The organism is Rouxiella sp. WC2420 (assembly GCF_041200025.1).
Classification (GTDB): Bacteria; Pseudomonadota; Gammaproteobacteria; order Enterobacterales; family Enterobacteriaceae; genus Rouxiella.
Genome location: NZ_CP165628.1, coordinates 3156212 through 3182331, shown reverse-complemented (window position 1 = coordinate 3182331; position 26120 = coordinate 3156212). Strand labels below are relative to the sequence as shown.

Genomic DNA, 26120 nt, shown 5'->3' with positions numbered 1-26120 from the left:
ATTAAGTTATGTAAATGAAATGTGTATTTTTGTTGTTTAGGTGTAAATCTCATTTTGTGGATGTAATTTTTGGAGATTTTTTATGGATTTATAGGCAATGCGCTTAGCCATCAACTCGCCTTCAAAGGCTTATTAATTAGAAGGTTATAGCTTGTTTTTTAGTCATTTAAACCATGGGTTTTGCAAGGGAACTAAGCGACTGTTTCTGCAATGAAAAAATCACACGAATTGCAACAACTCTCAGAGCTTTGAGCGTAATTTGCCGAGGTTTACAAAATCCTTACCCTTGTAATTCTGACCTCGTTCGGTAAGATCTCATTTTGCTGGCCAAATATGTGGATTATGACCGACGTCACAAAAAATTTTTACAGTTTTGTTAAGAGCCCTCTGTGCCCTCTGAAGTTAGCAGTCGGCATTGTGATTTCTTGTGCCCTGACCCCGCTTGACGCGCAGGCTTTGATCACTGATTCCGCCTTGCTGCTTAACCCCGGCACTGATTATTCCGCTCCGGCTTCAACCTATAATTCGATTTTTAACCAGCCGGTCAGTAATCCCAATGCCTTGCCCGATCTCGGCAGCTCACTGAATAAAAATCCAGCGGCGAAGAGCCAGGCGTTTGAGACCAAGGTTGCCACTACCCTTAAACAGTTTGGCGAAGACAGCACGGCCAGCGGCAGTGATGACCCTTTAAGAGAGCAGGCGGAAACGCTGGCACTGGAGCAGGCTGCGCGTCTGGTCAAACAGGAAACCACCAGTCTGCTTTCTCCGCTGGGGACTACAACTATTAATTTCGACGTCAGCGGCGGTAACTTGAGCGGGAGTTCGGCAACCTTGCTGAGCCCGTTGTATGCCAGCAAATCGCTGCTGACTTACAGCCAGGTGGGGATCCAGCATCAGAGTGGAGCCGATGTCGGCAATTTTGGTCTCGGCCAGCGTTGGTCAACCGGAGCCTGGATGCTTGGATACAATGCTTTTATCGATGATGATTTTGTCAGCGATCTGAAACGCGGTAGCGTTGGTGCCGAAGCATGGACCGATTACCTGCATTTATCGGCTAACTATTATCAACCGCTGTCTGGCTATAATGCCGAGTCGCAGGGTTCTGCAACGATGCGCCGCATGGCCTCGGGATATGACATCCGCACCAAGGCTTATCTGCCGTTTTATCGCCAGATTGGTGCCACCCTCAGTTATGAACAGTATCGTGGCGATCGGGTTGACCTGTTTGGCGACGGTAATTATCAGAGCAACCCTTCGGCGCTGTCACTGGGTGTTAACTACACGCCGGTGCCGCTGTTTACCGTAAGCGCCGAGCGGCAACAGGGTCAAAGTGGCGATAATCAGGATCTGGTGCAGTTATCCCTGACCTACAAACTTGGCGTGCCGCTAAACCAGCAGCTTTCGCCGAATTATGTCGCCGAAGCCCATTCACTGCGCGGCAGCCGTTTTGATGCCGTCGATCGTAACAATATTCCTGTCATGGAGTTCCGCCAACGCAAAACGCTGTCCGTTTATCTGGCGACACCGCCCTGGACATTGCAAGGCGGGGAAAGCCTGCCGTTGAAGCTCGAAATCCACGCGGTCAACAAAATACAGGCGCTAAGCTGGCAGGGTGATACTCAGGCTCTCAGCCTGACTTCAGCAAAATCCAACAGCGATGCCGACGGTTGGACTGTGATTGTGCCGAAATGGGACGACAGCCCCGGCGCAAGCAATAGTTATCGCCTCTCGGTGACGGCAGTGGACAGCAAACAGCAGAACGTGACTTCAAACTGGATCACTCTCAACGTTTCGCCGCCGCTGAGTGCCTATCCGCAGCAGGACGATCTGAGTTTCAGCTCTTCGTCCAGCTCCGGCCATTAATCTGCTCTTTCCTTTAATCAGCCTGTGCAACTAATCAGCCTGTGCAACATCATTTCACCAGACTGTTAACCCGGCGCAGGCTTTTTTAGATTTCCTCTTCCATAATGAGTGTAGGGTTTTCCACATCTGGAGCGTTATGTTCACTCATCGACTGGTTTTTCCGGGCAGCGTGCTGCGCGGGCGTGGAGCAATCAAACACCTTGGCGCGATGTGCGGCCGTTTAGGGCAACGCGCGCTATTGGTCGGTGGTGAGCGGGGGATTGCCAGCGTGGAGGCAAAAGTCGCCGACCAGTTAGACCAGCAAATGGTCAGTTATCTCGGACATGAAAAACTGGCAGGCCAATGCTGCGAGCAGGAAATCAAACGTCTGGCCGATCGTCTTAAAATGCAGGGTGTTGAAGTGGTGATTGCCACTGGTGGCGGCCGTGCTTTAGATACCGCCAAGGCCGCAGGCGTGTTGTGTAATATTCCGGTTGTGACATTGCCAAGCATTGCCGGGACCTGCTCGGCGGTCACACCGCTGGCGTTTCGTTATCATCAAAATGGCCAGTTTCGCGATATGTTTCCTCTGGCCTGTGGGCCGGCTGCAGTAGTAATCGATGCAGATTTACTGGCCACCGCGCCGCTACACTGGTTGTCTGCAGGCATGGGCGATACGCTGGCAAAATGGTATGAATATCGCGCCATCAGCGATTTAAATCTGTTGTCAGGTCTCGCCGGTGTCGCACGCACCAACAGCGAACTCTGCTTTACGCTGATCCAGCATTATGCTGCTGACGCCTGCGAAGCAGTCCGCGCCGGGCAGGCCAACCTGGCGCTGGAGCAGGTACTGGATGCCATTTTCCTTTACGCCGGACTGACTTCCATCATGAGCAATGGTGCGCACACTGGCGCGGCTCATGCCCTTTACGATGGTTTTACCGCCTGTGCAAAAACTCGGCCGGTTGCTCACGGATTGCTGGTGGGGTTTGGCAATCTTTGCCTGCTGGCTTTGGAAAATCGTCCTGATTCGGAGCTGCTTGCCGCCATTGAACTTGCGCGCGCCTGCGCCATACCGGTGGACCTCAAGTCGATTGCCAGCGGTCTGGATGAAGCCGATTTACAGCTGATCGTCGAGCAAAGCCTCAAGACGCCCGACATGGCCAATATGCCAATGGAAGTAACGAATCAGCAAATGCATGAGGCGATAGCGCGAGTCGAGCGCTTGAGTCTGGTCAAGGCTTAAACGGACATTTTAAAGTTATCGCGTCACCGCTTTTTAATGGATTGCTCATACAATCATTAGCTTGATCAAACATGATATTCAGCAAAAAGGAGCAGGGCATTGCAGCTTCACTCCTTCCTCAATCATTATCTAAAAATCTTCCTGCCTGTGCGCATTTCCCCGCAGGGTCATCAGCGCAAATAAACTCACCACACAGGTCGCAACCACATAATAAGCCGGAATATCCAGATTGCCGGTTTCCTTGATAAGGCCGGTGATAATCAGTCCGGCACAGCCAGAGAAAACGGCGTTGGAAAGTGAATAGGAAAGCCCCAGGCCGGTATAGCGCGTGTGGGTCGGGAACATCTCGGCCAGCATCGCAGGGCCAGGTCCGGCAACGACACCGATAGCAGCACCGGCAATCAGCACGGCAATTCCCTTGGCCATCAGGCTGCTTTGTGCGTCCTGCAGCAGGTGCAGTAAAGGGAAGGTCAGGATGATAATGACCAGCATTGCGGCGACCATCACGGCTTTACGACCTATTTTGTCACTGAGTTTACCCGCCGGAAGGATAGCCAGCGCAAACCCGACATTCGCCAGCACGGTAGCCACTAGCGCCTGCAGGAAAGTCGCGTGCAACGAGGTCTGCAGATACGAGGGCATGACCACCAGAAAAGTATAACCACCGGCTGACCAGCCCATCATGCGGCCAATCCCCAATGCAATTGCCTTGATAGTCTGCCCCGGCGAGGCTTTTAGCGGCTTTGATTCAATGCTTTTAGCCTGTTTAAACGCCGGAGTTTCGTCGAGCTGCAAACGCAGCCACAGCGCCACCAGCCCCATCGGCAATGCCAGCAAGAAAGGAATACGCCAGCCCCACTGAGTTAACTGTGTCGCAGTGAGAAAATGCGCCAGCAATGCAACCAGACCCACGCCGGTCAGGAGCCCTAAAGAAACGGTGAAAGACTGCCAGGCACCATAAATTCCGCGTTTACCCTTGGGGGCGAATTCGGTCATCAGTGACACCGCACCGCCGAACTCGCCTCCGGCAAACAGCCCTTGCAGCATGCGCATCAGGGTTAACAACAGCGGAGCGGCGACGCCGATCGCCGCGTAGGTCGGCAGCAGGCCGATAATTGCCGTGGCAACGGTCATCAGCAGCACGACAGCAATCAGCGTCGGCTTGCGGCCAATCTTGTCGCCGATTCGGCCAAAGATGATGGCACCAATCGGGCGGCAAAAGAATGCCAGCGCAAAAGAGGCGTAAGTCAGAATCAGGCCGGTTAGCCCGCTTTGACCTTCGAGAGTAAAGAAGTTACCGGCAATCACTGTCGCCAGATAGCCGTAAACGCCAAATTCATACCATTCAATAAAATTGCCGACGGAGCCTGCGACCAGCGCGCGCCGCGATTGTCCTGCCGTAACGGTTAGCATCATCATTTCCATTTTATTATTAATACACTTGCGTAAGTGATTAATTTTTAAGCCGATAGGGAAATAATGTCAATAAAATTCATTGTATTGACAGAGACGTGAGCGGATTTGGCGAAATACAAATGATGAGGAGATAAAGCGAGAGTTGCGCAAATGCGAACAATGGTGGCGGGAGGTGAATCGCCGATCCCTGGCGTACCGAATCACCGCTAATTATCTAGAGGGTATGAATATCGATACCGTCGCCGATATTGCTTTTCTGATAGTAAGCGCGTGGCACTTCTACCTGATACTGTTGATCACCGTAGGCAACTTCAAGAATGTATTTTTCATTCTCGTAAGACTCGATGGGAATAAATCCGAAAAAACCCTCTGCCACGCTGATAGTGCGCGATGAAGGCACCGCGTAGCGATGAACAATCTTGGCTCGAAGCGGCTCTTGCTTGCCAAGAATGTGGTTCCAAACCTGATTCACCGGCTGCGACAGGGTGTTTAAAACTCCGGTAGCCAATGAGTTAAGGTCGTTCAGATTGGTTTTCAGCGCTGAGGATGAATACCAGGCAGTTCGATCGTCGGGCTGTTGTTTAGACATATTCATTATCCCCTAGCTGTTTATATAACCTAATTACTATATTTTTCTGCCGCTAAGATCCAATCATTTTTTCAACTAAGTTAAGCCAAACAGTAAAAAAGTGTCGATAAATTGTGTGCCAATAGTTCATCGGGTGGGAATTCGGCGACGTTTTTCTGCCAGCAACAGCGGGCAGGAAGGGCACATGGCGACGTCGGGCAAGTCGTAACGCAGGCAGCATTGACGGCGATAAAGCGTACTGGCCGGATCGCAGGGATTTTCCGGGCGCAGCGGCTGGAACAGCGGATTTTTCCTGCCTGCCGACAGTTCGCGTGCGTCAATTAGCGCTTTGCCTTCACGGGTATCGATATTCAGCAACTCAGCCTGCTGAATGCCCCAGTTGACGCGAACCGCCGCATTGCCCCAATAAATACCTGGCTTGAGGTCGGACACTGCCGCCAGCGCCTGACAAACCGGACGTAAGTGTTGCTCAATCATCTCATCAAAACGATAAAATGGCGCGTCATCATGGGCAACAAACGCCTCGCCTTCGCTCTGCAGGTAAATCTGATTTGGCAGACCCTCTTCCTGCAAACTCAGATAAAGCTGGTCAGGGCGGATGGGCAACTGCCAGTTATGGGTCAGAGAGATAATTACCCAGCTTGGCAGAACATTGGCGAAATACCATTGGGACCACATTGAGATGCGGGCGCGGCGTTGGTCGATTTGGCGGACTTCTTGCGCATGCGCAGTTAAATAGCGGTCCAACAGGCTGGCACATCCGGCCTCAGTGGTCAGCAGACTAAGCGGCAGCGCATCGGACACATCAGAAGTCATAAACTTGAACTGGTCGGCAACCCAAGGCAGGGGGCCATCGCGGAAGCTATCGAAGAGTATCTGCATAATTCAAAGTGTTGAGTCAGCCAAAACGGTAAAGATAATTCAGAGTATCTAAATCTCAACAGAAATAATAATGATTTCTATTTGTATTGGCATCGATAGCTAATTGATTGCTGGATAATTATGCAGTTCGGGCAGCCAGCGTAAGTGAGGTGCCGCCTACGCATGGCTTTACTCGCTACAGCAGATTGGCCTGCTGCAAAATGGCTTTGACGTGTTCTTTTTTCGCTTCGCTCAGCGGCTGGGCGGGGCGCAAAGAGTGGACCTGCACGTCAACGCCGACCAGCTTAATCGCATGTTTAATCACGTTATAAAACGGGGTATCGAGTGCATACAGCGGCGGCAGCCAGGAAAGTTGCTGCTGCAACTGAACCGCTTTGGCAAAATCTTTATCCTGCCATGCCTGATAAATACCGCAGGTCAGCTGCGGAGCAAAATTGGCGCTGGCGGGGATAGAGCCTGCACCCCCGAGAATCAGCGTGCCAAAAAGATATTCATCGTAACCGGCAAACACCGCAAAATCAGGACGCAGTGGCTTGACTGCCTGGAGGGTCTCACGAATATGATTCAGGCTATCGACGGTGTCTTTCAGCCCAACAATGTTGCGATATTTTTGCGCCAGGCGGGTGATGACCGAAACCGGGATCGACTGCCCGGTCAGAGCCGGAAAGTTGTAAATGACAATCGGCAGGTCAAGGTTTTCAGCCAGATAGCTGTAATGCAGATAGATATTTTCTTCGGCCAGCGGATTGTAGTAAGGATTGACCACCACCACACCGTCCGCGCCGACACTCTTGGCATGGCGGGCAAAGCTCAGCGTCGCTTCAGTGCCCGGATGTGCAGCACCAATCAGCACGGGCACGCGTTTATCAACATACTGGGTGCAGAAGGTCGCTACCTCGTGGCGCAGAGCCTCGGACATGTGCGCGAATTCCCCGGCGCTGCCAAGAAAGAACAACCCATTGACGCCACCGGCAACAGTGAAATCAATCAGGTTTTTCATGCCCTGCCTGTCGAGCTGTTGGTGAGCGTCAAGCAAAGTGGGGACCGGCGGGATCACGCCGTGAAACTGGGGAGTGGTCATGAGCTTCTCCTGGATAATAAAAAAAAGAACATCGTTCATTTATAGAACGATGTTTCATTTTTTTATAGAGCGCGGAGAAAATTACAGCGCCTTAACTGGAAAAGTTGAAGCGCTGTCACATCTTAGGGCATTTTATCCTCGGTCAAAGGTGATAAAAAGAGATTGCTTTACATCACCAGCGCCTGGCCATCTTTACGCGATTCGGTCCCGGCGAGGTAGTGGCCCTGTGGATGACGAACGATAACCTGTGCGCCGCCGAAGTTGTGACCCTGTAACGGGTCTTCTACTATCAGCTCATGCCCCATGGCACGCAGCGCAGCGAGGGTGTTGGTGTCCAGCGTTGATTCAATGGCCACCTGACGGCCCTCAGTCACCCTCCAGCGCGGCGCATCGATTGCGGCCTGCGGATTCTGCCCATAAAGCATAACGCGTACCGCCAGCTGTAAGTGTCCCTGAGCCTGCATCGGGCCGCCCATCAGGCCAAACGACATCAGTGGCTTGCCTTCGCCGTCAGTTGCAAACGCCGGAATAATGGTATGCAGCGGGCGTTTGTTCGGCGCAACACAGTTGGCGTGCGTCGGGTCCAGCACAAAGCCGCAGCCGCGATTCTGCATGCTAATCCCAGTGCCTGGAACTACCACGCCCGAACCGAAGCCCATATAATTTGACTGAATAAATGACACCATCATGCCGCTGGCATCGGCGGTAGTGAGATACACGGTGCCGCCTGGTTTTGGTGAGCCGTAAGTCACATCGCTGGCACGTTTGGGGTCAATCAGGTCGGCGCGCTGTTGCAGATATTCGTCGCTCAGCAAATGTTCGGGGCTGAAATGCATATGATCGACGTCAGCAATATGCTGGTCGAGATCGGCCAGCGCCAGTTTCATCGCTTCAATCGATAAATGGATAGTCTGCACTGAATCTACCGGCTGCGAGCCAATATCCAGCTTCTCCAGAATTCCCAGCGCAATCAGCGTGGCGATCCCCTGACCGTTGGGTGGCAATTCATGCACCGTTCCACCGGCGAACGACTGGGTCATGGTTTCCACCCAATCAACCTGATGGTTAGCCAAATCGTCCAGCGTCATGGCACCGCCACAGGATTGACTGTGGGCGATGATTTTCTCCGCTAGTTCGCCGCGATAAAACGCTTCGCCACTGGTTTTGGCAATCAGCTCCAATGTGTCGGCCAGCGCTGGGTTACGGAAGATTTCACCAATTTGGGGGGCTACGCCGTTTGGCGCAAAGCACTCTTTAAAGCCCGGTTGATCGCTGAGTTTTTTCACCGCGATTTTCCACAGGCGGCCAATCAGCGGCGATACCGGAAAGCCATTGCGCGCGTAGTCGATAGCGGGTTGCGCCAGCGTAGTCAGCGGCAGGCTACCGAATTTTTTCGCCAATTCAACCCAGGCGGAAACTGCGCCCGGCACTGAGACCGAATCCCATCCGTACATTGGCATGGCTGATTTTCCGGCAAAATATTCTGCATTCCAGGCCGCCGGTGAGCGCCCCGAGGCGTTCAATGCATGGGCTTTTTTACCATCCCAGACAATGGCAAAGGCATCACTGCCAACGCCATTACCGCTGGGTTCAACCACGGTCAGTGCCATCGCGGTTGCCACGGCGGCATCCACCGCGTTACCGCCCAGCATCAGCATGCGCATTCCTGCCTGTGCCGCCAAAGGCTGTGAGGCACAGACGGCATTGGCGCCCATCATGCTTGGGCGCAGTGTCGGATAGCCGACGTTAAAATCATAAGACTGAGACATAGTTACTCCTGTAAAAGAGAGCCTGTTTTAAGGTGATATTCACGGTCAGGCGCGGGCTGCCAGAGATTAATCCGCTCGCGGATCAAGCGCATCGCGCAAGCCATCGCCCAATAAATTAAACCCTTGTACGGCGAGAAATATCGCCAGACCGGGAAACAGTGACATCCACGGCGACTGCCCCAGAAAGCTGCGCGCGGTGTTCAGCATCGCACCCCACGAGGCGTAAGGGGGCTGTTGTCCCAATCCCAGAAACGACAGGCTGGCCTCGGTAATAATCGCCGAGGCAATGGCCAGCGTCGCTTGAACCACAATCGGGGACATCACGTTGGGTAAGACATATTTGACGATTATCCAGCGGTCGGGCAAGCCGATAGCCCTTGCGCCTTCTATATATTCTTCATTGCGGATGTTCATCACCTGCGCGCGGGTCAGGCGGGCAAAAATCGGCATTGCAGACAGCCCGATGGCGATCATCGCGTTACCAATACTTGGGCCGAGAAACGCACCCAGCGCAATGGCCAGCACCAGGAATGGGCAAGAAAGCATGGCCTCGATGATTCTTGAAATAACGCTGTCGATCCATCCTTGCCAGTAGCCGGCCAGCAGGCCCAGCGGCACGCCGATGGCGATAGCAATAACCACTGAAACACAGCCCGCCATCAGCGAGGTGCGCGCCCCCCAAAACAGCCGCGAGAGAATGTCGCGGCCCAATTCGTCGGTGCCCAGCCAGTGCAGCGCGGAAGGTGCTTTGCGCACCGCCATAAAGTCAGCCCTGATCGGATCAAACGGTGAAATCCACGGCGCAAATAGGGCGAGCAAAGCAAAAATTATCACAATCGCTGCGCCAATCACCGCGCTTTTGTTTGACAAAAATTTGCCAAGCACGCGATTGGGCCGTTTTGCGCTAACTGACTGTGTAGTCGAGAAAATGACTTGGCTCATGTTATCCCCTTCGCATCCGTGGATTGACCAGCACATAAAGCACGTCGGCCAGCAGGTTCATCACTAGAAAACCCACCGCGACCACCATTACCACGCCCTGAACCACCGCATAATCTCGGTTGAACACTGAATCGACAATCATCTTGCCAAAGCCGGGGAGGGTGAACACCTGTTCGCACAACACCGCTCCGCCCAGCAGTTCGCCGAACAGCAGGGTTGTCAGAGTAATAATCGGTACCAGCGCATTGCGCAGTGCGTGTTTGAAGATCACTTTCTTGCGCAGCAGACCCTTGGCGCGTGCGGTACGAATGTAGTCGGTTTTCATTACTGCAATCATTGCCGCTCGCGTGTGGCGCATCAGCGTTGCAGAAAGACCCGTGCCAAGCACCGCCGCCGGCAAAATCATGGTACGCAGATTTTGCAGCGGATCCTCGGAAAACGGCACGTAACCTGAGGCCGGTAACCACTGCAATTTCACCGAGAAAAACATGATCAACAACACGCCGAGCCAGAAATGCGGGACCGAAATGCCGGACAGCGCAACAAAGTTGGCCCCGTTATCAATCCAGGTACCTTTATTTACCGCCGCCGTGATACCCATGCCGATGCCGATAATCAGCGCGATCAACATCGCCCACAGTGAAAGCTCCAGCGTAACCGGCAATTTGCTGGCGATCAGTTGCAGCACCGGTTCCTGAGTGCGCAGCGAGATACCAAAATCGCCGTGCAGCGCGTTGCCGACCCAGTGGAAATACTGACTCGGGATCGGATCGTCGAGGTGATATTCCGCCCGCAGCTGCGCGATCACCGCCGGATCGCGCTCTTCGCCCGCCATTGCAGTGATAGGGTCGCCCGGCAGCAATTTTTGCAGCGAAAACACCATCAGCGTGACCAAAAACAGCGTCGGCACGGCGGATATCAGACGTTTGCAAATCAACTCCAGCATAAGAATCCCCTGTTGCTGTTTAACGAATTACTGCGTCAGCGTCATGCCCTGCAAGCGGATTAGCCCGTCAGGATACGGCGTAAAACCGGCAATTTTTTTGCTCATCCCGAAAATGCGCGGCTCGAAATACAGATAAATAATCGGCAAGTCGACGTTTTCCTGCTCAACGATATTTTTGTACAACGCCTTGCGCGCAGAGACATCGCTGGTCTGGCGCGCGCTCAGCAGCCATTGATCAACCTGGGGATTGCTGTATCGGCCATCGTTAAGCGCGCCTTTGCTGTTGAGGAACGAATAAATGCTGCCATCAGGGTCAGGACGACCCGACCAGCCGGACATGCTGAGTTGATAGTCGCCGCGCTGCTGTTTGTCTAACAGGGTTGCGAATTCAGTCATCTGCAAGTTGAGGTTAATACCGGCCTCGCTGACCATGGCCTGTAACACCTGCGCCACCTGCTGGGAGGTAGGGTTATTCGGCACCAGCATGTCGATATTCAGCGGCGTTTTTACCCCGGCCTCGGCCAGCAATGCCTTGGCTTTATCAATGTTGCGTGCCTGAATGGGCAAATCAACGTGGTAAGGACTGACGGGTGAGAACGGCTGATTGGCTGGGGTAAACAGGCCCTGGAACACCACCTGATTTAATGCATCACGGTCGATAGCCAAAGAGAGTGCCTGGCGAACCTTGGTTTCTTTAGCCAGCGCGCCTGTGGTGTTGGCGGTTCCGTTATTCAGATTGACGGTTAACCCCATGTAACCCAGACCTGTCACCGTCGCCAGTGCCAGCTTGCTGTCTGCCTTCACGGTTTTTACGTCGGTGGCGGCAATACCCTCGGTGACGTCCAGATCCCCTGCCTGCAGATTGGCCAAACGCACCGAGGCGTCAGGGATCGGCAAGAAGATAATCTTGTCAAAATGGTAGGCGCTTTTATTCCAGTACTGGTCAAAACGCTTTAGCACGATGCGGTCCTGCTGTACGCGGCTGACGAATTCATAAGGGCCGGAGCACACAGGATGCGCCGCCACGTTGCCTTTGGCGGTGGCGATTGGGGCCATCATTGCACCGGCGCGGTCGGTCAACTGCATCAGCAGTGCGGCATCCGGGTTCTTCAGGTGTATTTTCACGCTGTAAGGGCCGGTAACCTCAACCGAATCAATGGAAGAAATCTCGCTTTTGCGCAGCGAACCGGTCAGCGTCAGGTAACGGTCAAGGTTGTATTTCACCGCGTTGGCATCAAATTTTTCACCGTCGTGGAACAGCACGCCCTGACGCAGATTCATGCTCAGAGTTTTGCCGTCGGCGCTGTATGACCAGTCGGTAGCGAGGCCGGGAACGATCGCCAGATGCTGATCGACGTCGACCAGACGATCGCACATCGCGCTAAAGACAAAGCGACCGTAATAGGTGCGGGCAGTGGCCGGGTCAAGCTGGTCCGGGTCAGCGCCCAGTCCGATGCGCAGAGTACTTTCTGCGTGAGCACTTTGCGCATAAACAGAAGCAGCGCTGGTCAGCAACAGCACGGCGCTAAGAGCTGCCGACAGCCGGGGACGAAATTTCATGGCGTTGTTCCTTCAGTGGTATTGGCGTTAAGCGAGGTCGCCAGCTGGTTGCTGGCCTGTTCGAATAGGGCGCGGCGCAGCGTAAAGGCCGCCGAGGGAGGCGGAATAAGCACCGCCGTTCTGGAACGTAATAGCTCAGACCAGCGATGGCAGGCCACCTGCCGCGAGTCGCCGACATTTTCCAGCAGCGGTTCCACCCGCCGACACTGATCGGTGGCGTAGGCGCAGCGCGTATGAAAACGACAGCCGCCGGGCATATTGGCCGGATTTGGCATATCGCCCTGCAACAGGTCTACCGGCCGCTTTACTCCCGGCGTCAGCAGCGGGGCGGAGGCAATCAGCGCCTGAGTGTAAGGATGCAGCGGGGCATCAAAAATATCGTCCACCTTGGCCAGTTCGACGATTTGCCCGAGATACATCACTGCCACTCTGTCACTCATATGGCGGATCACCGCCAGCCCGTGGGCGACGACAATCATTGTCAGGCCAAACTGCTGCTTGAGGCTTTCCAGCAGATTTACCACCTGCGCCTGCACCGAGACGTCCAGCGCCGAAACAGGTTCATCGCCAAGCAGCAGTTTAGGTTGTGAAGCCAGTGCGCGGGCAATGCCAATCCTTTGCCGCTGGCCACCGGAGAACTCGTGCGGATAGCGCCCACTGAAGGCGGCTGGCAGGCCGACGGTGGTCAGCAGCTCGCGAACTCTCTCACGGCGCGCGGCGGCATCGGGCACAATATTGTGCAGCCACAGTGGTTCACCGACGATTTGCTCAACGGTCATGCGCGGATTCAGCGAGGCAAACGGGTCTTGAAAAATGATCTGCATCTCGCGGCGCAGTGGCTTCATCTGTGCATTCGACAGGCGGCTGATATTTTGCCCTTGATAAAACACGTCACCCTCGCTGGCGCGCAGCAGTTGCAGTAACAGGCGGCCAAGAGTGGATTTTCCCGAGCCTGACTCGCCAACAATCGCCAGCGTTTCGCCCTGAAAAATACGCAGAGAAACCCGGTCTACGGCCTGCACGCCGGGAGTCTTACGAAACAGTGATGGCGGACCGGCAAATACTTTGCTCAGACCGACGGCTTCGAGGATAGGGTGCGGATGAGTGTTCATGGCATCGCCTCCAGTGAGGTTTGCAGGGAAAAGTGCTGTTCCAGCGGTGCTTTAAAACAGGCGACCTGATGAGTTGTATTGTTCAGCGAGGTCAGCGCGGGGCGATGCTGATGACAGCGCAGATCGGCAAACGGGCAGCGGGTGGCGAAACGACAGCCCTGCGGCATGTCGGCAGGCAGCGGCACCGCGCCCGGAATGGTTGAAAGCGGACCCTGACGTGAGGCCAGAGACGGCATCGATCCCATCAGCCCGATGGTGTAAGGATGCTGCGGATCGTTGAACAGCGCGGCAACGTCACCCTGTTCGACGATTTGCCCGGCATACATCACCGCCACGTTATCGGCAACTTCAGCCACTACGCCGAGGTCATGAGTGATCAACAGCATTGCGCTGCCGCTTTGTTGCTGCATGCGATTGAGCAGGGCGAGGATTTGCGCCTGAATAGTGACGTCGAGCGCGGTGGTGGGTTCATCGGCAATCAGCAGCCTGGGTTGATTCACCAGCGCCATTGCAATCATCACCCTTTGGCGCATGCCGCCGGAAAGCTGATGCGGATAGGCTTTCATCCGCAGTTCAGGAGCCGGAATCTGCACTTGCTGTAAAATTAGCAGGGTTTGCCGCAGGGCCTCGGCTTTATCGACATTCTGATGGCGCATCACCGCCTCGCTTATCTGGTCGCCGAGGGTCAATGCGGGATTCAGCGAGGTCATCGGCTCCTGAAAAATCATGGCAATATCCTGGCCGCGCAGATCGGCGTACTGCCGTTCACTCAGGGTCAGCAGCCCGTGGCCGTCAAACTGTACCTCGCCCTCCATCACTTGCGCGCTTTGTGGCAGCAGGCCCATCAGCGCCAGCGAGGTCACGCTCTTGCCGCAGCCGGATTCTCCGACCAGTGCCAGCGTTTTTCCGGCTTCTATTTTCAGCGAAATACCGTCCAGCACGGTGGCCGGGCTGCCGCGAAACTGGACTTTTAATTGATCAATTGCCAGCAAGGGCAGCGGCGGAACAGGGTGTGAGTCCATCAAATAAGCTCCTCATCGTCATTGTTCAGGGCGGCGGTAAAGGCGTTCTGTAAAAAAAGCAGGTGTTCGCGCATCATTCTGGCGGCTTCCAGCGGTTGGCGGGCGGCGATATGTTCCACGATGCGCCGATGATGATGGTCATAAATGTCGAGGCGTTCTTGATTTCGCGCCTTGTCACGCACCGCCTGCCAGCTTGGGTCACGGCGGATTGCATCTACGGCGTCAAACAGCCCGAGCAGCAGGCGGTTTCCGGCAGCATCGGCGATAGCGCGGTGAAAAGCGCTGTCCCACAGTTCAATCTGGTCGGCGTCGTCGGCCGCCAGCGTGGTCATGCGGTCAAGCAAGCGCCACATCAGCTGCACCTGCTCGGGCGTGGCCCGCAGCGCCGCGTATTTCGCCAGCCCCGGTTCAATCTGCAACCGCGCTTCCATCACTTCCAGCAGGTTCGACTGTCGCGGTAGAGTTTGCAGGCTAAGCGGCTGGGCCGGGGCCTTGGGGCCGATAAAAGTCCCTTTGCCTTGCTTACGCCAGATACGTCCTTCCTCAGCCAACACGTCAAGCGCGCGGCGGATCTCACGCCGACCGACGCCAAAGCGCAGCACCAGATCGCGCTCCGGTGGCAGCGGCTGGCCCTCGTCGGAATGTTGCTCAAGCAGCTGTCGCAACTGTTCCAGTGCGGAATGCGAGTTGCCGTGGATTTTTAAAGTGTCGAGCTTCTCAGGCATGGTCCGCGTCTCAATCTGCTGGTGATGTTGATGGAAAATAGGTTGCACAAATCGAACCAATTTGTACTTGGTTCGGAAATTAATTGTGTATGAGCCATAGATAACAATAATTTTCAGCGAGTTAATGTGATTCAGATCTTGAATCAATCAGTAAAGGTTCATTGCTGACTCTGCCCCAATTTGATCGTCTTTTCTAAAACCTTGCACCTTGTTGGGGATTGTTTTCAGTAAAGCCAATTTGATTATTTAATGTACAAGCTGTGCAGGCCGCGTACAGCCTGTTAATTAATCGGTTAGTTAAATTTGGCATGATGGTTGCAGAATGGAACTGGGTTTTTTAGAGATGGCAAACTTTTACCAGGGGTCCAAAAACATGAAAATGAAATCTGTCGCGGTGTCTGCCTTGTCTTATCTTTGCGTTACTCTTGCCAGTGTTTCCGCTATTGCACCCGCCCTTGCAGCAGACGCACCCTTGGCGATGAACGCCCAGCTGCACGCGCAATTACCTGAAAAAATCCGCCAAAGCAAAGTGCTCAATTTGGTCACCGATGCACACTATCCGCCGTGTGAATCTTTCGCCGATGACAATAAAACCATGGTCGGCTTCGAACCAGACCTCTGGGATGCCATGGGCCAGGTGCTCGGCGTGAAGGTTAAACCCGTATCAATCGATTTTGACGGGCTAATCCCCGGTGTGAAAAGCGGGCGCTATGACGTGGCGGTGGAGTGCATTTCCGACAGTCTGGATCGTGAGAAGCAAGTCACTTTCGTTAACTACGCCTACGCAACCAATGAAGTTTATACGCTGGCGACCAACACCAGCGTCAAGGCCGATCCGCTGACGCTGTGCGGCTTGAATGCTGGCGTGCAGACCGGCACCGATTTCGAGCACGCCATCAATGAAATCTATACCCCTAACTGCGTCAAGCAGGGTAAACCGGCGATTAAAACGGTCACGCTGCCTTCTGCCGATGCAGTGTTGCTGGCGCTGTATGCCGGGCGAGTAGACTTTGTGCTCAACGACGCCGCCGCTGCGGGTGAAATCAAGAAGAAAGCGCCGCGGCCAATCCGCACTATTGAAATGCCGCTGATGCCAAAATACTACCTTGGCATGGTGGTTGCCCACGAAAATGACGCGCTGGCTCAGTCGCTGCTAAAGGCGCTCAACGTACTGCATGAAAACGGCACCTACGACAAAATAATGACCAAGTGGCAGTTGACTGACGTGCGTCTGTCCAAGCCGGGCATCAACCTGATGAAAACCAACCCAATCTGACTGAGGCACCAAGATGCTTCAGTCTGAAAATCTCGGTAAAGAACTCATCGAGCAATGCGATGTGCTGATTATCGGCTCTGGCGGTGCGGCGCTTAGCGCGGCGCTGAAGGCCGCAGCAGCAGGATTATCGGTGCTGATTGTCGAAAAAAGCGCCTGGCTGGGCGGCACCACCGCGATGTCAGGCGGCGCGACCTGGATACCCGCCAATCATCACGCCAGACAGGCGGGAGTCGAGGATTCACCCGCCGAGGCGTTGGCATACCTGCGCGCCACGGCACCGCAGGGCTGGGCCGAGAGTGAAGACGCGCTGTGGCGGGCTTTTACCGACTCTGCCGCCGAGATGCTGGCATTCGTTGAAAAACATTCACCGCTGCGCTTTGCGTTGACTGACGAGGCCGATCCGCTGGCCACTTTTGTCGGAGCCAAACGACAGGGGCGAATGCTGGCCCCGTTACCCCTGGCGGCCAGCGTGCTTGACAAGTTTGGACATTTCAAACTTAGGCCTTCACCGTTGCCACAATTTTATACCTACCACGAAGTGATTAAGCACGATATCTGGCATCACCCGATTGGTGTGGCCTGTCGCCTTTCGCCGCAGCTGGTCTGGCGATTTGCCCGTCGTCTGCGCACCAAGGGTGGGGCGATGGTAACCGGTCTGCTGGCGGGATGTCTGGCGCTAGGCTGTCGTGTGGTGAGCGACGCCCGAGTCGAGAGTCTGCTTACCCACGGCAGTCATCAGGTGATCGGTGCTCGTTATTCACAATTGGGAAAACAGATTGAAGTTCGAGCTTCGCAAGGTGTGGTGATTGCCAGCGGTGGCTTTGAAGGGGACGCGCAGCGCCTCGAGCAGCATTTTCCTGGCGCGATGGACTACGTTTGCAGCCCGGACAGTAATACCGGCGACGGGCAGCGGATGGCGGAAGAGATTGGCGCGCAGCTGGCGCATATGGATCAGGCCAACATGGGCGGCGCGGTGCCGTGGCGCTATCTCGGCAAGCCTTATGGATTGTCGGTTTACTTCCACTATGAGCCCAACGCCATTCTGGTGGATGCTCGCGGCAATCGCTTTACCAATGAATTTACTTTCAACCTTGGCGCAGTGTTGGACGCCCGCAACGAGCAAGGGATGCCGTTACATCTTCCGGCCTGGCTGGTGGCCGATAGCCGTTTGTTGCAGCGTTCACCCATGCTGCGTCTGACAGCGATGCGCTTTCAAAACTGGATGATTAAAGCGCCGACTTTGGCCGCGCTGGCGGCGAAACTCAAACTGCCGCACGGCAGTCTCGATGCCACGGTGAATCGCTTTAACGGTTTTTGTCAGCACGGCGTCGATGAAGATTTTCATCGTGAACAGTCGGCGGCGCACGGGGAAGCGGATACGCGTTTTCACGGCGGTTTGATGGATATCTGCCAGCCGCCGTTTGTTGCAGTGCCGTTTAATCGCTCGTTTCTGGCGACCAAAGGCGGCCCGAGAACCGATGAGTCTGGGCGAGTGCGTCATCACGACGGCGAGATTATTCGTGGACTATTTTGTGCCGGGGTGGCGATGGCCAATCCGATTGGCACCAAGGCAGTCGGTGCGGGCACCACGCTTGGGCCGAATCTGACCTGGGGATACATTTGCGGCCGCACTTTGGCCGCACAGTCAGCGTCATTGAATGGGGGTGAAAAATCGTCATGAGTAATTTTAACAACCAGGTCGCACTGGTCACCGGCGGCGCGAAAGGCATTGGCCGCGCTATCTGCCAGGAGCTGGCAAGCAACGGGGCGCGTATTGCGCTGGTTTATCGCCACGACCGCCACAGCGCGGAAACAACCGCGATGGAGATTGTGCAGGCGGGCGGTCAGGTTCAGCTGTATCAAGCTGAGCTCACCGAACGCAGCAGCGTGGCTAAGCTGGTGAATCAGGTTGTCGCCGACTGGGGCGGGATCGACATTTTAGTCAACAACGCCGGAGCCAGCGCCCACGCCAGCCTGCTGGAACTCAGCGATAGCCAGTGGCAAACGGTGTTGCAGTCTAACGCCACCGGCTGCTTTATCACCAGCACCGAGGTTGCAAAAATCATGCTCGAGCGCGGCGGCAGCATTATTAGCATCGCCGGAGCTTCGGCCCACCGTTGTTATCCGGGGGCGGGCGCCTTTGGCCCCAGCAAGGCGGCAATCGTCAACCTGACCACCCAAATGGCGATGGAATGGGCGCAGTACGGCATTCGCGTTAATGGCGTTAGCCCCGGACCTATCCGCGAGGCGAACAGCGGCTGGCAACAGCAGGAAAAAGTATTGGCCGAAGAGGTGTCACGCCTGCCGTTAAGCCGTGCCGGAACGCCTCTTGAGGTGGCAAAGGCGGTGAGTTATCTGGCCAGCGACGATGCCGGTTACACCACCGGGCAGATGCTGATCGTCGACGGCGGCGGGGTTTGTACCTGGTATCTGGCTCCCTGAAAAAGAGGAAACATCATGGCAGCAGGCAATATACCGGCAGTAGATGCCCGGCAGGTGATCAAGCTGTTTAACGGCGTCGAGATCCTCAAAGGCGTAGATCTGCGTATCGAAAGCGGTGAGGTGGTGTGTCTGATTGGCCCTTCAGGCTCGGGAAAATCAACCTTTTTACGCTGCCTTAATCATCTCGAAAAAATTGACGGCGGTTCGCTGCAGGTGTTCGGCGAGTGGATTGGGTATCGACAGGTTGGCGACAAGCTGCACCTGTTAAAGGAGTCGGAAATCGTTCGCCAGCGAGCGCGCATCGGCATGGTGTTTCAGCGTTTTAATCTGTTTGGCCATATGACCGCACTGGAAAATGTGATCGAAGCGCCGATGCAGGTCAAGAAAGTGCCGCGCGCGCAGGCAGTGAGCGAGGCCAAACAGCTGTTGGACCGCGTCGGGCTGAGCCATCGCTATGACGCCTATCCCTCTGAACTTTCCGGCGGACAGCAGCAGCGCGTAGCGATTGCCCGCGCTCTGGCGATGAAGCCTGACATCATGCTGTTCGACGAGCCAACCAGCGCGCTGGACCCGGAACTGGTCGGCGAAGTGCTCGATGTCATGCGCAAACTGGCCGAGGACGGTATGACCATGGTGGTAGTGACCCACGAGATGGCGTTTGCCCGTGAGGTTTGTAGCAAAGTGGCATTTATGGACAACGGGGCGATTATCGAAACCGGTTCGCCGCAGAGCCTGTTTACCGCTCCCGCTCACGCACGCACCCGAGATTTTCTGACCCGCGTGCTGTGAATATCCGGACTGACTGTCCTTCCTTGCGCAAGAGTGAATGAGAGAAATGATGACAGATAATCAGCCTCGCCCGCGACTCGCACTGGCGGAGAAAGAAGCAAGCACGCGAACGCCGTCCTCATTGACGCCACCTACTTTGCAGCCAATGACGGTGGTCGCCCCGCGTTATTACGGGCGCTGGATTTCATTGGCCGTAGGGCTCGCGCTAATCGTCATGGTCGTGCATTCGATGATCACGAATCCTAATTTTGGCTGGCAAACGGTGGGCAAATATTTGTTCTCGCCGACCATTCTTGAGGGCCTATGGGTCACCGTGTGGCTGACTCTGGTGATTATGGCGCTGGCGATTGTCCTGAGTGTTATTTTGGCGGTGATGCGTCTTTCGCAAAATCCATTATTTGCCGGATTTAGCCGTGGATATATTTGGTTCTTTCGCGGCACGCCGGTGCTGGTGCAATTAATTTTCTGGTACAACCTGGCGGCGTTATATCCGACTTTTAGTATTAGTTTACCGTTTATGCCCACTCTTTACTCCGGCAGCATGAATGATCTGATTACCCCGTGGACCGCCGCAATATTAGGACTCGGCCTCAACGAAGCGGCATATATGGCAGAGATTATCCGCGCCGGAATGTCCTCGGTGGATGAAGGCCAGCAGGAAGCTGCCCGCGCGCTGGGTATGCAGAAAATCCAATGGCTGAAACGCATTATTTTGCCGCAGGCGGTGCCGTTTATTATTCCGCCAACCGGTAATCAGGTGATTGGTATGCTGAAAAGCACTTCGCTGGTCAGCGTAATTTCATTATCGGACCTGCTGTATTCCGCACAGGCCATATATTCGCGGACTTATGAAAATATCCCGTTATTGATCGTTGCCTGTATTTGGTATTTGGCTGCGACGACGGTGCTTAGCACTATCCAGAGCAAAATTGAACGCTATTTCCAGAAAGGCAAACGCCGTTAATTCACGCAGTTTTCGCCGGGGGCATGATGAAACTTGGATTATTCAATTTAATGTCTTTTAAGGACAATCCTGGAGGTATTCAGGGGGTCATCAAAGATACCCGTAAAATGGTCGCGCTGGCTGAAGAAATCGGTTTTGAAACCGCCTGGTTCGCCGAACACCATTTTACCAATTATTCACTCAGCGTTTCGCCATTGATGATGGCTGCGCACATGGCCGGTTATACCCAGCGTATCAAACTCGGGACGGCGGTGATCGTGCTGCCGTTGTATCACCCGATGCGGCTGGCACAGGAAATCGCGCTGGTCGACCGTCTGACCGAAGGCCGACTGGTGCTGGGTATCGGCAGCGGTTACCAGGCCTATGAATTTGAACGCTACGGGTTGGACGTTGACGAGCGCAATCAGGCATTGCTCGACGGTTGGGCGCAGGTAGCCTCGGCGTTGACCACTGGCAAAACCGAGTCGCTCGGCTTCAACGGCGAAGCACTGCGCACTGACTTTTTGTTAAATACGCTGCAACAGCCGCTGCCCCCGCTGTTTGTCACCAGCACCAATCCGCATATTCTGCGCGCCTTTGAACCCTGGAACCCAACGCCGTTTATGACTGCCGGTTATCGCGGTTCGCCGCGCCTGAGGCAAATGGTCAGTGATGCTCGACAGGGCTGGGAACAGGCGGGGATCGATAGCCAGCGTCCCGTCGCGGTCCAGCAATATATTCATATCACTGATAGTCAGGTGCAGGCGCATCAGGCTGCCGAGCGCGCGATGTTTGTTGCCCGCATGATTGCCGCGCTGCATGAGAAAGAAACATTGACTGACGGCGCATTTATCACCGCACCGCCGTTTGCCAACGAGCCGGACGCCGAGGAAGTTTGCCGCAATCTGATGATTGGAAATCCGCGCAGCGTGGCCGACAGAATTATTCGTGAGGTGCAGGACACTGGCGCAACGCATTACAACTGCTTTTTCCAGTTTGGCGATATGCCGATAGACCCTGCGCTGCGTTCGCTGACGCGCTTTGGTAACGAAGTCATTCCGCTGCTGGAGAGGGAGCTGGGGCGCATACGCTGCTGAGGCTAGCTGCTGAAAAAACGCCGGATAAACGATCTGCAATTAATCAATCGTCATCATGCAATCTCTTGTATAAATTGAATTTATGGAGGCTACACCATGCTCGACTTGACTCAGAGAATTGACTGTTTATTTGATGATGGACAAGCCATCGCCGATCAGATTACCGCGGCACAAAGCGCTGACGCCGGACTGGCTGCCACTTTGCCGCCGCAGGCTTATAACAGCGATGCATTTTTTCAGCTAGAAAATCAAAAGATCTTCCGTGAGGACTGGTTGTTTATTGGTCACGTTTCGCAAGTGCCTAATGTGGGTGACTATTTCAGTCTCGATATTATCGATGAACCGCTGCTTTGTACTCGCAGCGACGACGGTATTCGCGTGATGTCCCGCGTTTGCCTGCACCGTTGGGTACCGATTGTTGAAGGCAGCGGCAATGCCAGGGCGTTTGTTTGCCCGTTCCATAACTGGAGCTACAACACCAAAGGGCAGCTAGTGGGCGCGCCGTTGATGAATCAGGCCGAGGATTTTGACCGCAAGTCCTGCGAGCTGCCACAGATCCGCACCGAGATCGTCGCCGGGATGATTTTCATCACTTTTTCTGCCAGCGTTGATTCTTTGCTAACCCGCCTTGCGCCGGTCATGCCGCTGTTCGAGAAATATCATTTTGCCGAGTTGCAAACCGCCTATGAGCTGGATTACGACTGTCCGTTCAACTGGAAGATGGCGGTGGAAACTTTTATGGAGTGCTATCACCATTCGGCGGTACATCGCACGACTTTGGAAGACAGCTTTCCCGGCCGTTTGAGCTATATCGGCGAAGACGGGCCCGGCTGGACCTTCTGTCATCAGCCGCTGCGTAAAAATGGCGAAGTCAGCGAGGTATTGACTGCCGGACTGCTGCCGTTTGACGGCATGAGCGAAGAAGATCTGCGCCGTATCGACCTGATGCTTATCTACCCGTTCTGCCTGATCGGCATCAATCCCGACCGTTTAAGCATCAGCACGCTTTTGCCTATCAATAAAGATAAAACTGTTTGGCATCGTCTGGTGCTGGTTTCCAAAGAGTCGATGGCGCAGGAAGGTTTCGCCGCCACGGCAGAAGAGATGAAAAATGGCAGCAAGGCGATCATTGCCGAAGATCTCGAGATAAACAGCCTGCAGCGTCGCGGTAGTCGCTCGCAGCTGGCGAAACCGGGTCGCCTTGGGCATCTCGAACGCACAGTCTGGCATCTGGCCAACTATATGAAGCGCAAGCTTTTATAGTTCAAAAAACTTCAAAAATTAACTCTGATTACACAAAGGGACGCAGTATGAGAACGTTGAAATTAGGCCGCTCAGGCCTGGAAGTATCCGCCGTCTGTCTGGGCTGTTTGACCTATGCGCCAAAGGAAGCCAGTGGATACAGCTGGTCGCTGGACGAAACCGCCAGTCGGCCGTTTATTCGCAAGGCGCTGGATTTGGGCATCAACTTTTTTGATACCGCCAACTCCTATTCCAAAGGAGCCAGCGAAGAGATCCTTGGCCGCGCGTTGAAGGATTTTGCCAATCGCGACAATGTGGTGATCGGCACTAAGTTGTATAACCCAATCCGCAGCGGCCCAAACAGCAAAGGGTTGTCGCGCAAGGCGATTATGACTGAATGCGATGCCAGTCTGCGTCGTTTGGGCACCGATTATATCGATTTATACCAAATCCATCGTTGGGACTATGAAACTCCGCTGGAAGAGACCCTCGAGGCGCTGCACGACTTGGTGAAGGCCGGAAAGGTGCGCTACTTAGGTGCCTCGTCGATGTTTGCCTGGCAGTTTTCCAAGGCGTTACAGGTGGCAAAATACAATAACTGGACGCGGTTTATCTGCATGCAGAATCACCTCAATCTGCTGTATCGCGAGGAGGAGCGCGAAATGCTGGGACTGTGTGAGAGTGAAGGCGTGGCCGTGACGCCGTGGAGCCCGCTGGCGCGCGGTTTGCTGACGCGTCCATGGCAGCAGGCAACCGACAGCCCGCGTGCCGGTCAGGACAGCTACGCAAAACTGCTTTATGCCGCCACGGTTGATGCCGACAGTCGAGTGATCGATGCCGTTGGCGCTGTAGCGAATGCGCGCGGTGTGCCGATGGCGCAAATCGCGCTGGCCTGGCTGTATCGCCACAATTCAGTGGTCGCCCCGGTGATTGGCGCGACCAAATTTTCACATCTTGAGGATGCCGTTGCTGCCAGTGAATTGGTGTTGAGCAGTGAAGAGATCGCCGCGCTGGAAGCGCCTTATATTCCACACAATATCGCTGAGCATGATTAGCGGTCACCATTAAGATTGTTTAACAGGCGGGAACCTTACATGAAGAAATCACCGGAACAGATTGCAGAAGTTGAGCAGTCGTTGAGAGCCAAAGGCGTTGAGTATTGCATCGGCGCGTATGTTGATATTCACGGTATTCCAAAAGGTAAAGTGGTACCAATCAATCACTTTCATCAGATGGCGCAGGGTTCAGAGCGCTATACCGGCTATGCGCTGGACGGGTTGGGGCAGTCTCCACACGAGGATGAATTGACCTCGGTGCCGGATCTCGACCACATTATTCAACTGCCGTGGGAGCCGAAAATTGCCTGGATGCCCGCCGACAATGCCTTTCAGGGTGAACCCTATGCGCTAAACACCCGCGTTGCGCTGCAAAACGTCATCAAGCAGGCCAACGAGATGGGTTTTGGTTTTAACCTTGGCATCGAATGTGAGATTTATCTGCTCAAACGCGAGGAAGACGGCTCGCTGTCAGTGCCGGAAAAAGACAATAAACTGAAGAAACCGTGCTACGACATTCAAGGATTTGTTGAACAGTTCGCCTGGCTGGATAAGGTTTCCACCTGTATTAACAGTCTGGGCTGGGATTTATATTCTCTGGATCACGAAGACGGCAATTCTCAGTATGAATTTGATTTTAACTACGCCGATGCATTGACCACCTGTGACCGAATGATTTTCTTCCGCTTTATGGCCAAGCATTACGCCAGAGAAATGGGGCTGGTGGCGACCATGATGCCAAAACCGTTTTCGGACAAAACGGGCACCGGCGCGCATTTCAATATGTCGCTGTATGATTTGAAAACCGGCAGCAATCTGTTCAAAACTCAGGATGCCAGCGATGAAGATCCCTACGGGTTAGGCTTGACCGAAATTGGCTACTACTTTATTGGCGGGTTGCTTAAACACGGTCGCGCGCTCTGTGCCGCCTTTGCGCCAACGGTTAATAGCTATAAACGGCTGGTGCGACAGGGGGCAATGAGCTATTTCTCATGGGCACCGGTGTTTAACTCCTATGGCTCCAACAACCGCACCAACTCGGTTCGCGTGCCGGCAGGTGGCGGCCGCTGTGAATCCCGCAATGCCGACGGGGCGGTAAATCCTTATCTGGCGGCGACTTTGGCCCTGGCCGCCGGTCTGGAAGGTATTCGTGAGAAAATCGATCCGCGCAAACCGAATGAAGACAACTTGTATGCCATGACTGAAGCAGAGCGTGCCGCTCGCGGTATCGATTTCCTGCCGCAGAATTTGCTCGAGGCGGTGGAAGCTTTCGACAGCGATCCGTTTATTGAGGCGACGTTGGGCAAAGCGCTGAAGGATGAGTTTGTGAAATATAAAACTCAGGAGTGGAATCAGTATCACCTGAGCATCAGCCAATGGGAAATCGAGAAATATAGTTCGATATTTTAATCACTAAATAAGGAATACCTGCTCAGCAACGAGTGGGTATTCCTGTCTTAAAATTTTCACTAAGAGATAGTGTGAGGCTCTAAATGTTCCAGCACAAACTCACGCATGCAGTTGATGGCGTGTTTATATTTAAAATTAGGGAACATCACCGTGCGAAATAAAACCCCGTCCAGAAAGGTTGAAATAAACATCGACATATCCGCGGGATTCACGTCGCGGAATTCTCCGGCAGTGATGCCGTCTTTTAAGGTGTTTTTCAGCACCACTGACTCTTTCTCGTAAAACTTTTTGATCGCTTTATCGATATTGGTCAGATGCTCGTGGGTGTTGGCGTAGTCCAAACTGATTTTGGCTAGCTTCTGCATCAGCGTAAACTGCAAAATATGGATTTCAATCCAAGAGAACAGCACTTGCTTAGGTGTGGCCGAGTTGGCGGTAATAGTGTCAAATTGCAGGAATGCTTTTTCGACCGCAGCTTCTATCACTTTGAGAAATAAATCTTCTTTGGATCCGAAATAATAGTAGATCAACGCCGAGTTGAGTCCGGTGGCTTTGGCAATATCTTTAATTCGCACCGAGGAGTAATTTTGGTTGGCAAACAGGTCAAATGCCGAGTCGAGTAAAATTGCCGCAACATCGCTCTGATTTTTTTTTGCTGGCTTGTCCGTTGCAGTAATTCGGGCCGAGACTTTAGGTTCCTTCATTAGCCATCCTGTTTAAATGCTGCATAATAA

General features: G+C 54.1%; 23 protein-coding genes. 11 read left to right on the top strand and 12 right to left on the bottom strand.

Annotation, left to right across the window (positions count from 1 at the left end; translation table 11 throughout):
• Positions 1-342 precede the first annotated feature (342 nt).
• Entirely contained in the window at positions 343-1863 is a 1521-nt protein-coding gene (locus tag AB3G37_RS14480; RefSeq protein WP_369788236.1) for a YchO/YchP family invasin, read from the top strand.
• Between the two features lie 136 nt (positions 1864-1999).
• Positions 2000-3088 carry an iron-containing alcohol dehydrogenase family protein gene (locus AB3G37_RS14475; protein ID WP_369788235.1) on the top strand — a complete coding sequence of 363 codons (1089 nt, stop codon included), beginning with the start codon at positions 2000-2002 and terminating at the stop codon, positions 3086-3088.
• Between the two features lie 129 nt (positions 3089-3217).
• On the opposite strand, the gene AB3G37_RS14470 is transcribed toward AB3G37_RS14475, so the two are convergent.
• From AB3G37_RS14470 to AB3G37_RS14420, 11 genes are all read right to left on the bottom strand, one after another.
• Entirely contained in the window at positions 3218-4501 is a 1284-nt protein-coding gene (locus tag AB3G37_RS14470; protein ID WP_369790966.1) for an MFS transporter, read from the bottom strand.
• 217 nt (positions 4502-4718) lie between these two features.
• Positions 4719-5093: a hypothetical protein gene (locus AB3G37_RS14465; RefSeq protein ID WP_009635342.1), complete on the bottom strand. Its 375-nt coding sequence runs from the start codon at positions 5091-5093 to the stop codon at positions 4719-4721.
• Positions 5094-5219: 126 nt separating this feature from the next.
• On the bottom strand, positions 5220-5975 hold the full coding sequence (fhuF, locus tag AB3G37_RS14460; RefSeq protein WP_369788234.1) for a siderophore-iron reductase FhuF: 756 nt from the start codon (positions 5973-5975) through the stop codon (positions 5220-5222).
• Positions 5976-6150: 175 nt separating this feature from the next.
• Positions 6151-7056, bottom strand: a complete 906-nt coding sequence (locus AB3G37_RS14455) for a dihydrodipicolinate synthase family protein (protein ID WP_369788233.1) — start codon at positions 7054-7056, stop codon at positions 6151-6153.
• Between the two features lie 167 nt (positions 7057-7223).
• Complete coding sequence (locus AB3G37_RS14450) at positions 7224-8825, bottom strand: gamma-glutamyltransferase family protein (protein WP_009635345.1); 1602 nt, start codon at positions 8823-8825, stop codon at positions 7224-7226.
• Between the two features lie 66 nt (positions 8826-8891).
• Positions 8892-9767: an ABC transporter permease gene (locus AB3G37_RS14445; RefSeq protein WP_369788232.1), complete on the bottom strand. Its 876-nt coding sequence runs from the start codon at positions 9765-9767 to the stop codon at positions 8892-8894.
• A gap of 1 nt (position 9768) precedes the next feature.
• Positions 9769-10713 carry an ABC transporter permease gene (locus AB3G37_RS14440; RefSeq protein WP_369788231.1) on the bottom strand — a complete coding sequence of 315 codons (945 nt, stop codon included), beginning with the start codon at positions 10711-10713 and terminating at the stop codon, positions 9769-9771.
• Positions 10714-10740: 27 nt separating this feature from the next.
• Positions 10741-12273, bottom strand: coding sequence for an ABC transporter substrate-binding protein (locus AB3G37_RS14435; protein ID WP_369788230.1), 1533 nt, complete (start codon positions 12271-12273; stop codon positions 10741-10743).
• Positions 12270-13385, bottom strand: a complete 1116-nt coding sequence (locus AB3G37_RS14430; protein ID WP_009635349.1) for an ABC transporter ATP-binding protein — start codon at positions 13383-13385, stop codon at positions 12270-12272. The genes AB3G37_RS14435 and AB3G37_RS14430 overlap by 4 nt, the downstream gene beginning before the upstream one ends.
• Positions 13382-14407, bottom strand: coding sequence for an ABC transporter ATP-binding protein (locus AB3G37_RS14425; RefSeq protein ID WP_369788229.1), 1026 nt, complete (start codon positions 14405-14407; stop codon positions 13382-13384). Before AB3G37_RS14425 ends, AB3G37_RS14430 begins: the two co-directional genes overlap by 4 nt.
• Positions 14407-15132, bottom strand: a complete 726-nt coding sequence (locus tag AB3G37_RS14420; protein ID WP_050956134.1) for a FadR/GntR family transcriptional regulator — start codon at positions 15130-15132, stop codon at positions 14407-14409. Before AB3G37_RS14420 ends, AB3G37_RS14425 begins: the two co-directional genes overlap by 1 nt.
• 373 nt (positions 15133-15505) lie before the next feature.
• On the opposite strand from AB3G37_RS14420, the gene AB3G37_RS14415 reads away from it, so the two are divergent.
• From AB3G37_RS14415 to glnT, 9 genes are all read left to right on the top strand, one after another.
• Positions 15506-16408, top strand: coding sequence for an ABC transporter substrate-binding protein (locus AB3G37_RS14415; RefSeq protein ID WP_037377545.1), 903 nt, complete (start codon positions 15506-15508; stop codon positions 16406-16408).
• 13 nt (positions 16409-16421) lie between these two features.
• Positions 16422-18089: an FAD-dependent oxidoreductase gene (locus AB3G37_RS14410; protein ID WP_369788228.1), complete on the top strand. Its 1668-nt coding sequence runs from the start codon at positions 16422-16424 to the stop codon at positions 18087-18089.
• Positions 18086-18850, top strand: coding sequence for an SDR family NAD(P)-dependent oxidoreductase (locus AB3G37_RS14405; protein ID WP_369788227.1), 765 nt, complete (start codon positions 18086-18088; stop codon positions 18848-18850). Before AB3G37_RS14410 ends, AB3G37_RS14405 begins: the two co-directional genes overlap by 4 nt.
• Before the next feature lie 15 nt (positions 18851-18865).
• Positions 18866-19639: an amino acid ABC transporter ATP-binding protein gene (locus AB3G37_RS14400; RefSeq protein ID WP_009635355.1), complete on the top strand. Its 774-nt coding sequence runs from the start codon at positions 18866-18868 to the stop codon at positions 19637-19639.
• A 46-nt stretch (positions 19640-19685) separates the two neighbouring features.
• Positions 19686-20603, top strand: coding sequence for an amino acid ABC transporter permease (locus AB3G37_RS14395; RefSeq protein WP_237712970.1), 918 nt, complete (start codon positions 19686-19688; stop codon positions 20601-20603).
• A gap of 50 nt (positions 20604-20653) precedes the next feature.
• Entirely contained in the window at positions 20654-21679 is a 1026-nt protein-coding gene (locus tag AB3G37_RS14390) for an LLM class flavin-dependent oxidoreductase (protein WP_369788226.1), read from the top strand.
• 96 nt (positions 21680-21775) lie between these two features.
• Complete coding sequence (locus AB3G37_RS14385) at positions 21776-22942, top strand: aromatic ring-hydroxylating dioxygenase subunit alpha (protein ID WP_369788225.1); 1167 nt, start codon at positions 21776-21778, stop codon at positions 22940-22942.
• Between the two features lie 47 nt (positions 22943-22989).
• Positions 22990-23976 (top strand): aldo/keto reductase, encoded by a 987-nt coding sequence (locus AB3G37_RS14380; protein ID WP_009635359.1) that lies wholly within the window; start codon positions 22990-22992, stop codon positions 23974-23976.
• Positions 23977-24015: 39 nt separating this feature from the next.
• Positions 24016-25386 (top strand): type III glutamate--ammonia ligase, encoded by a 1371-nt coding sequence (glnT, locus tag AB3G37_RS14375; RefSeq protein ID WP_009635360.1) that lies wholly within the window; start codon positions 24016-24018, stop codon positions 25384-25386.
• Positions 25387-25445: 59 nt separating this feature from the next.
• On the opposite strand, the gene AB3G37_RS14370 is transcribed toward glnT, so the two are convergent.
• Positions 25446-26090: a TetR/AcrR family transcriptional regulator gene (locus AB3G37_RS14370; RefSeq protein ID WP_369788224.1), complete on the bottom strand. Its 645-nt coding sequence runs from the start codon at positions 26088-26090 to the stop codon at positions 25446-25448.
• Positions 26091-26120: the final 30 nt, after the last annotated feature.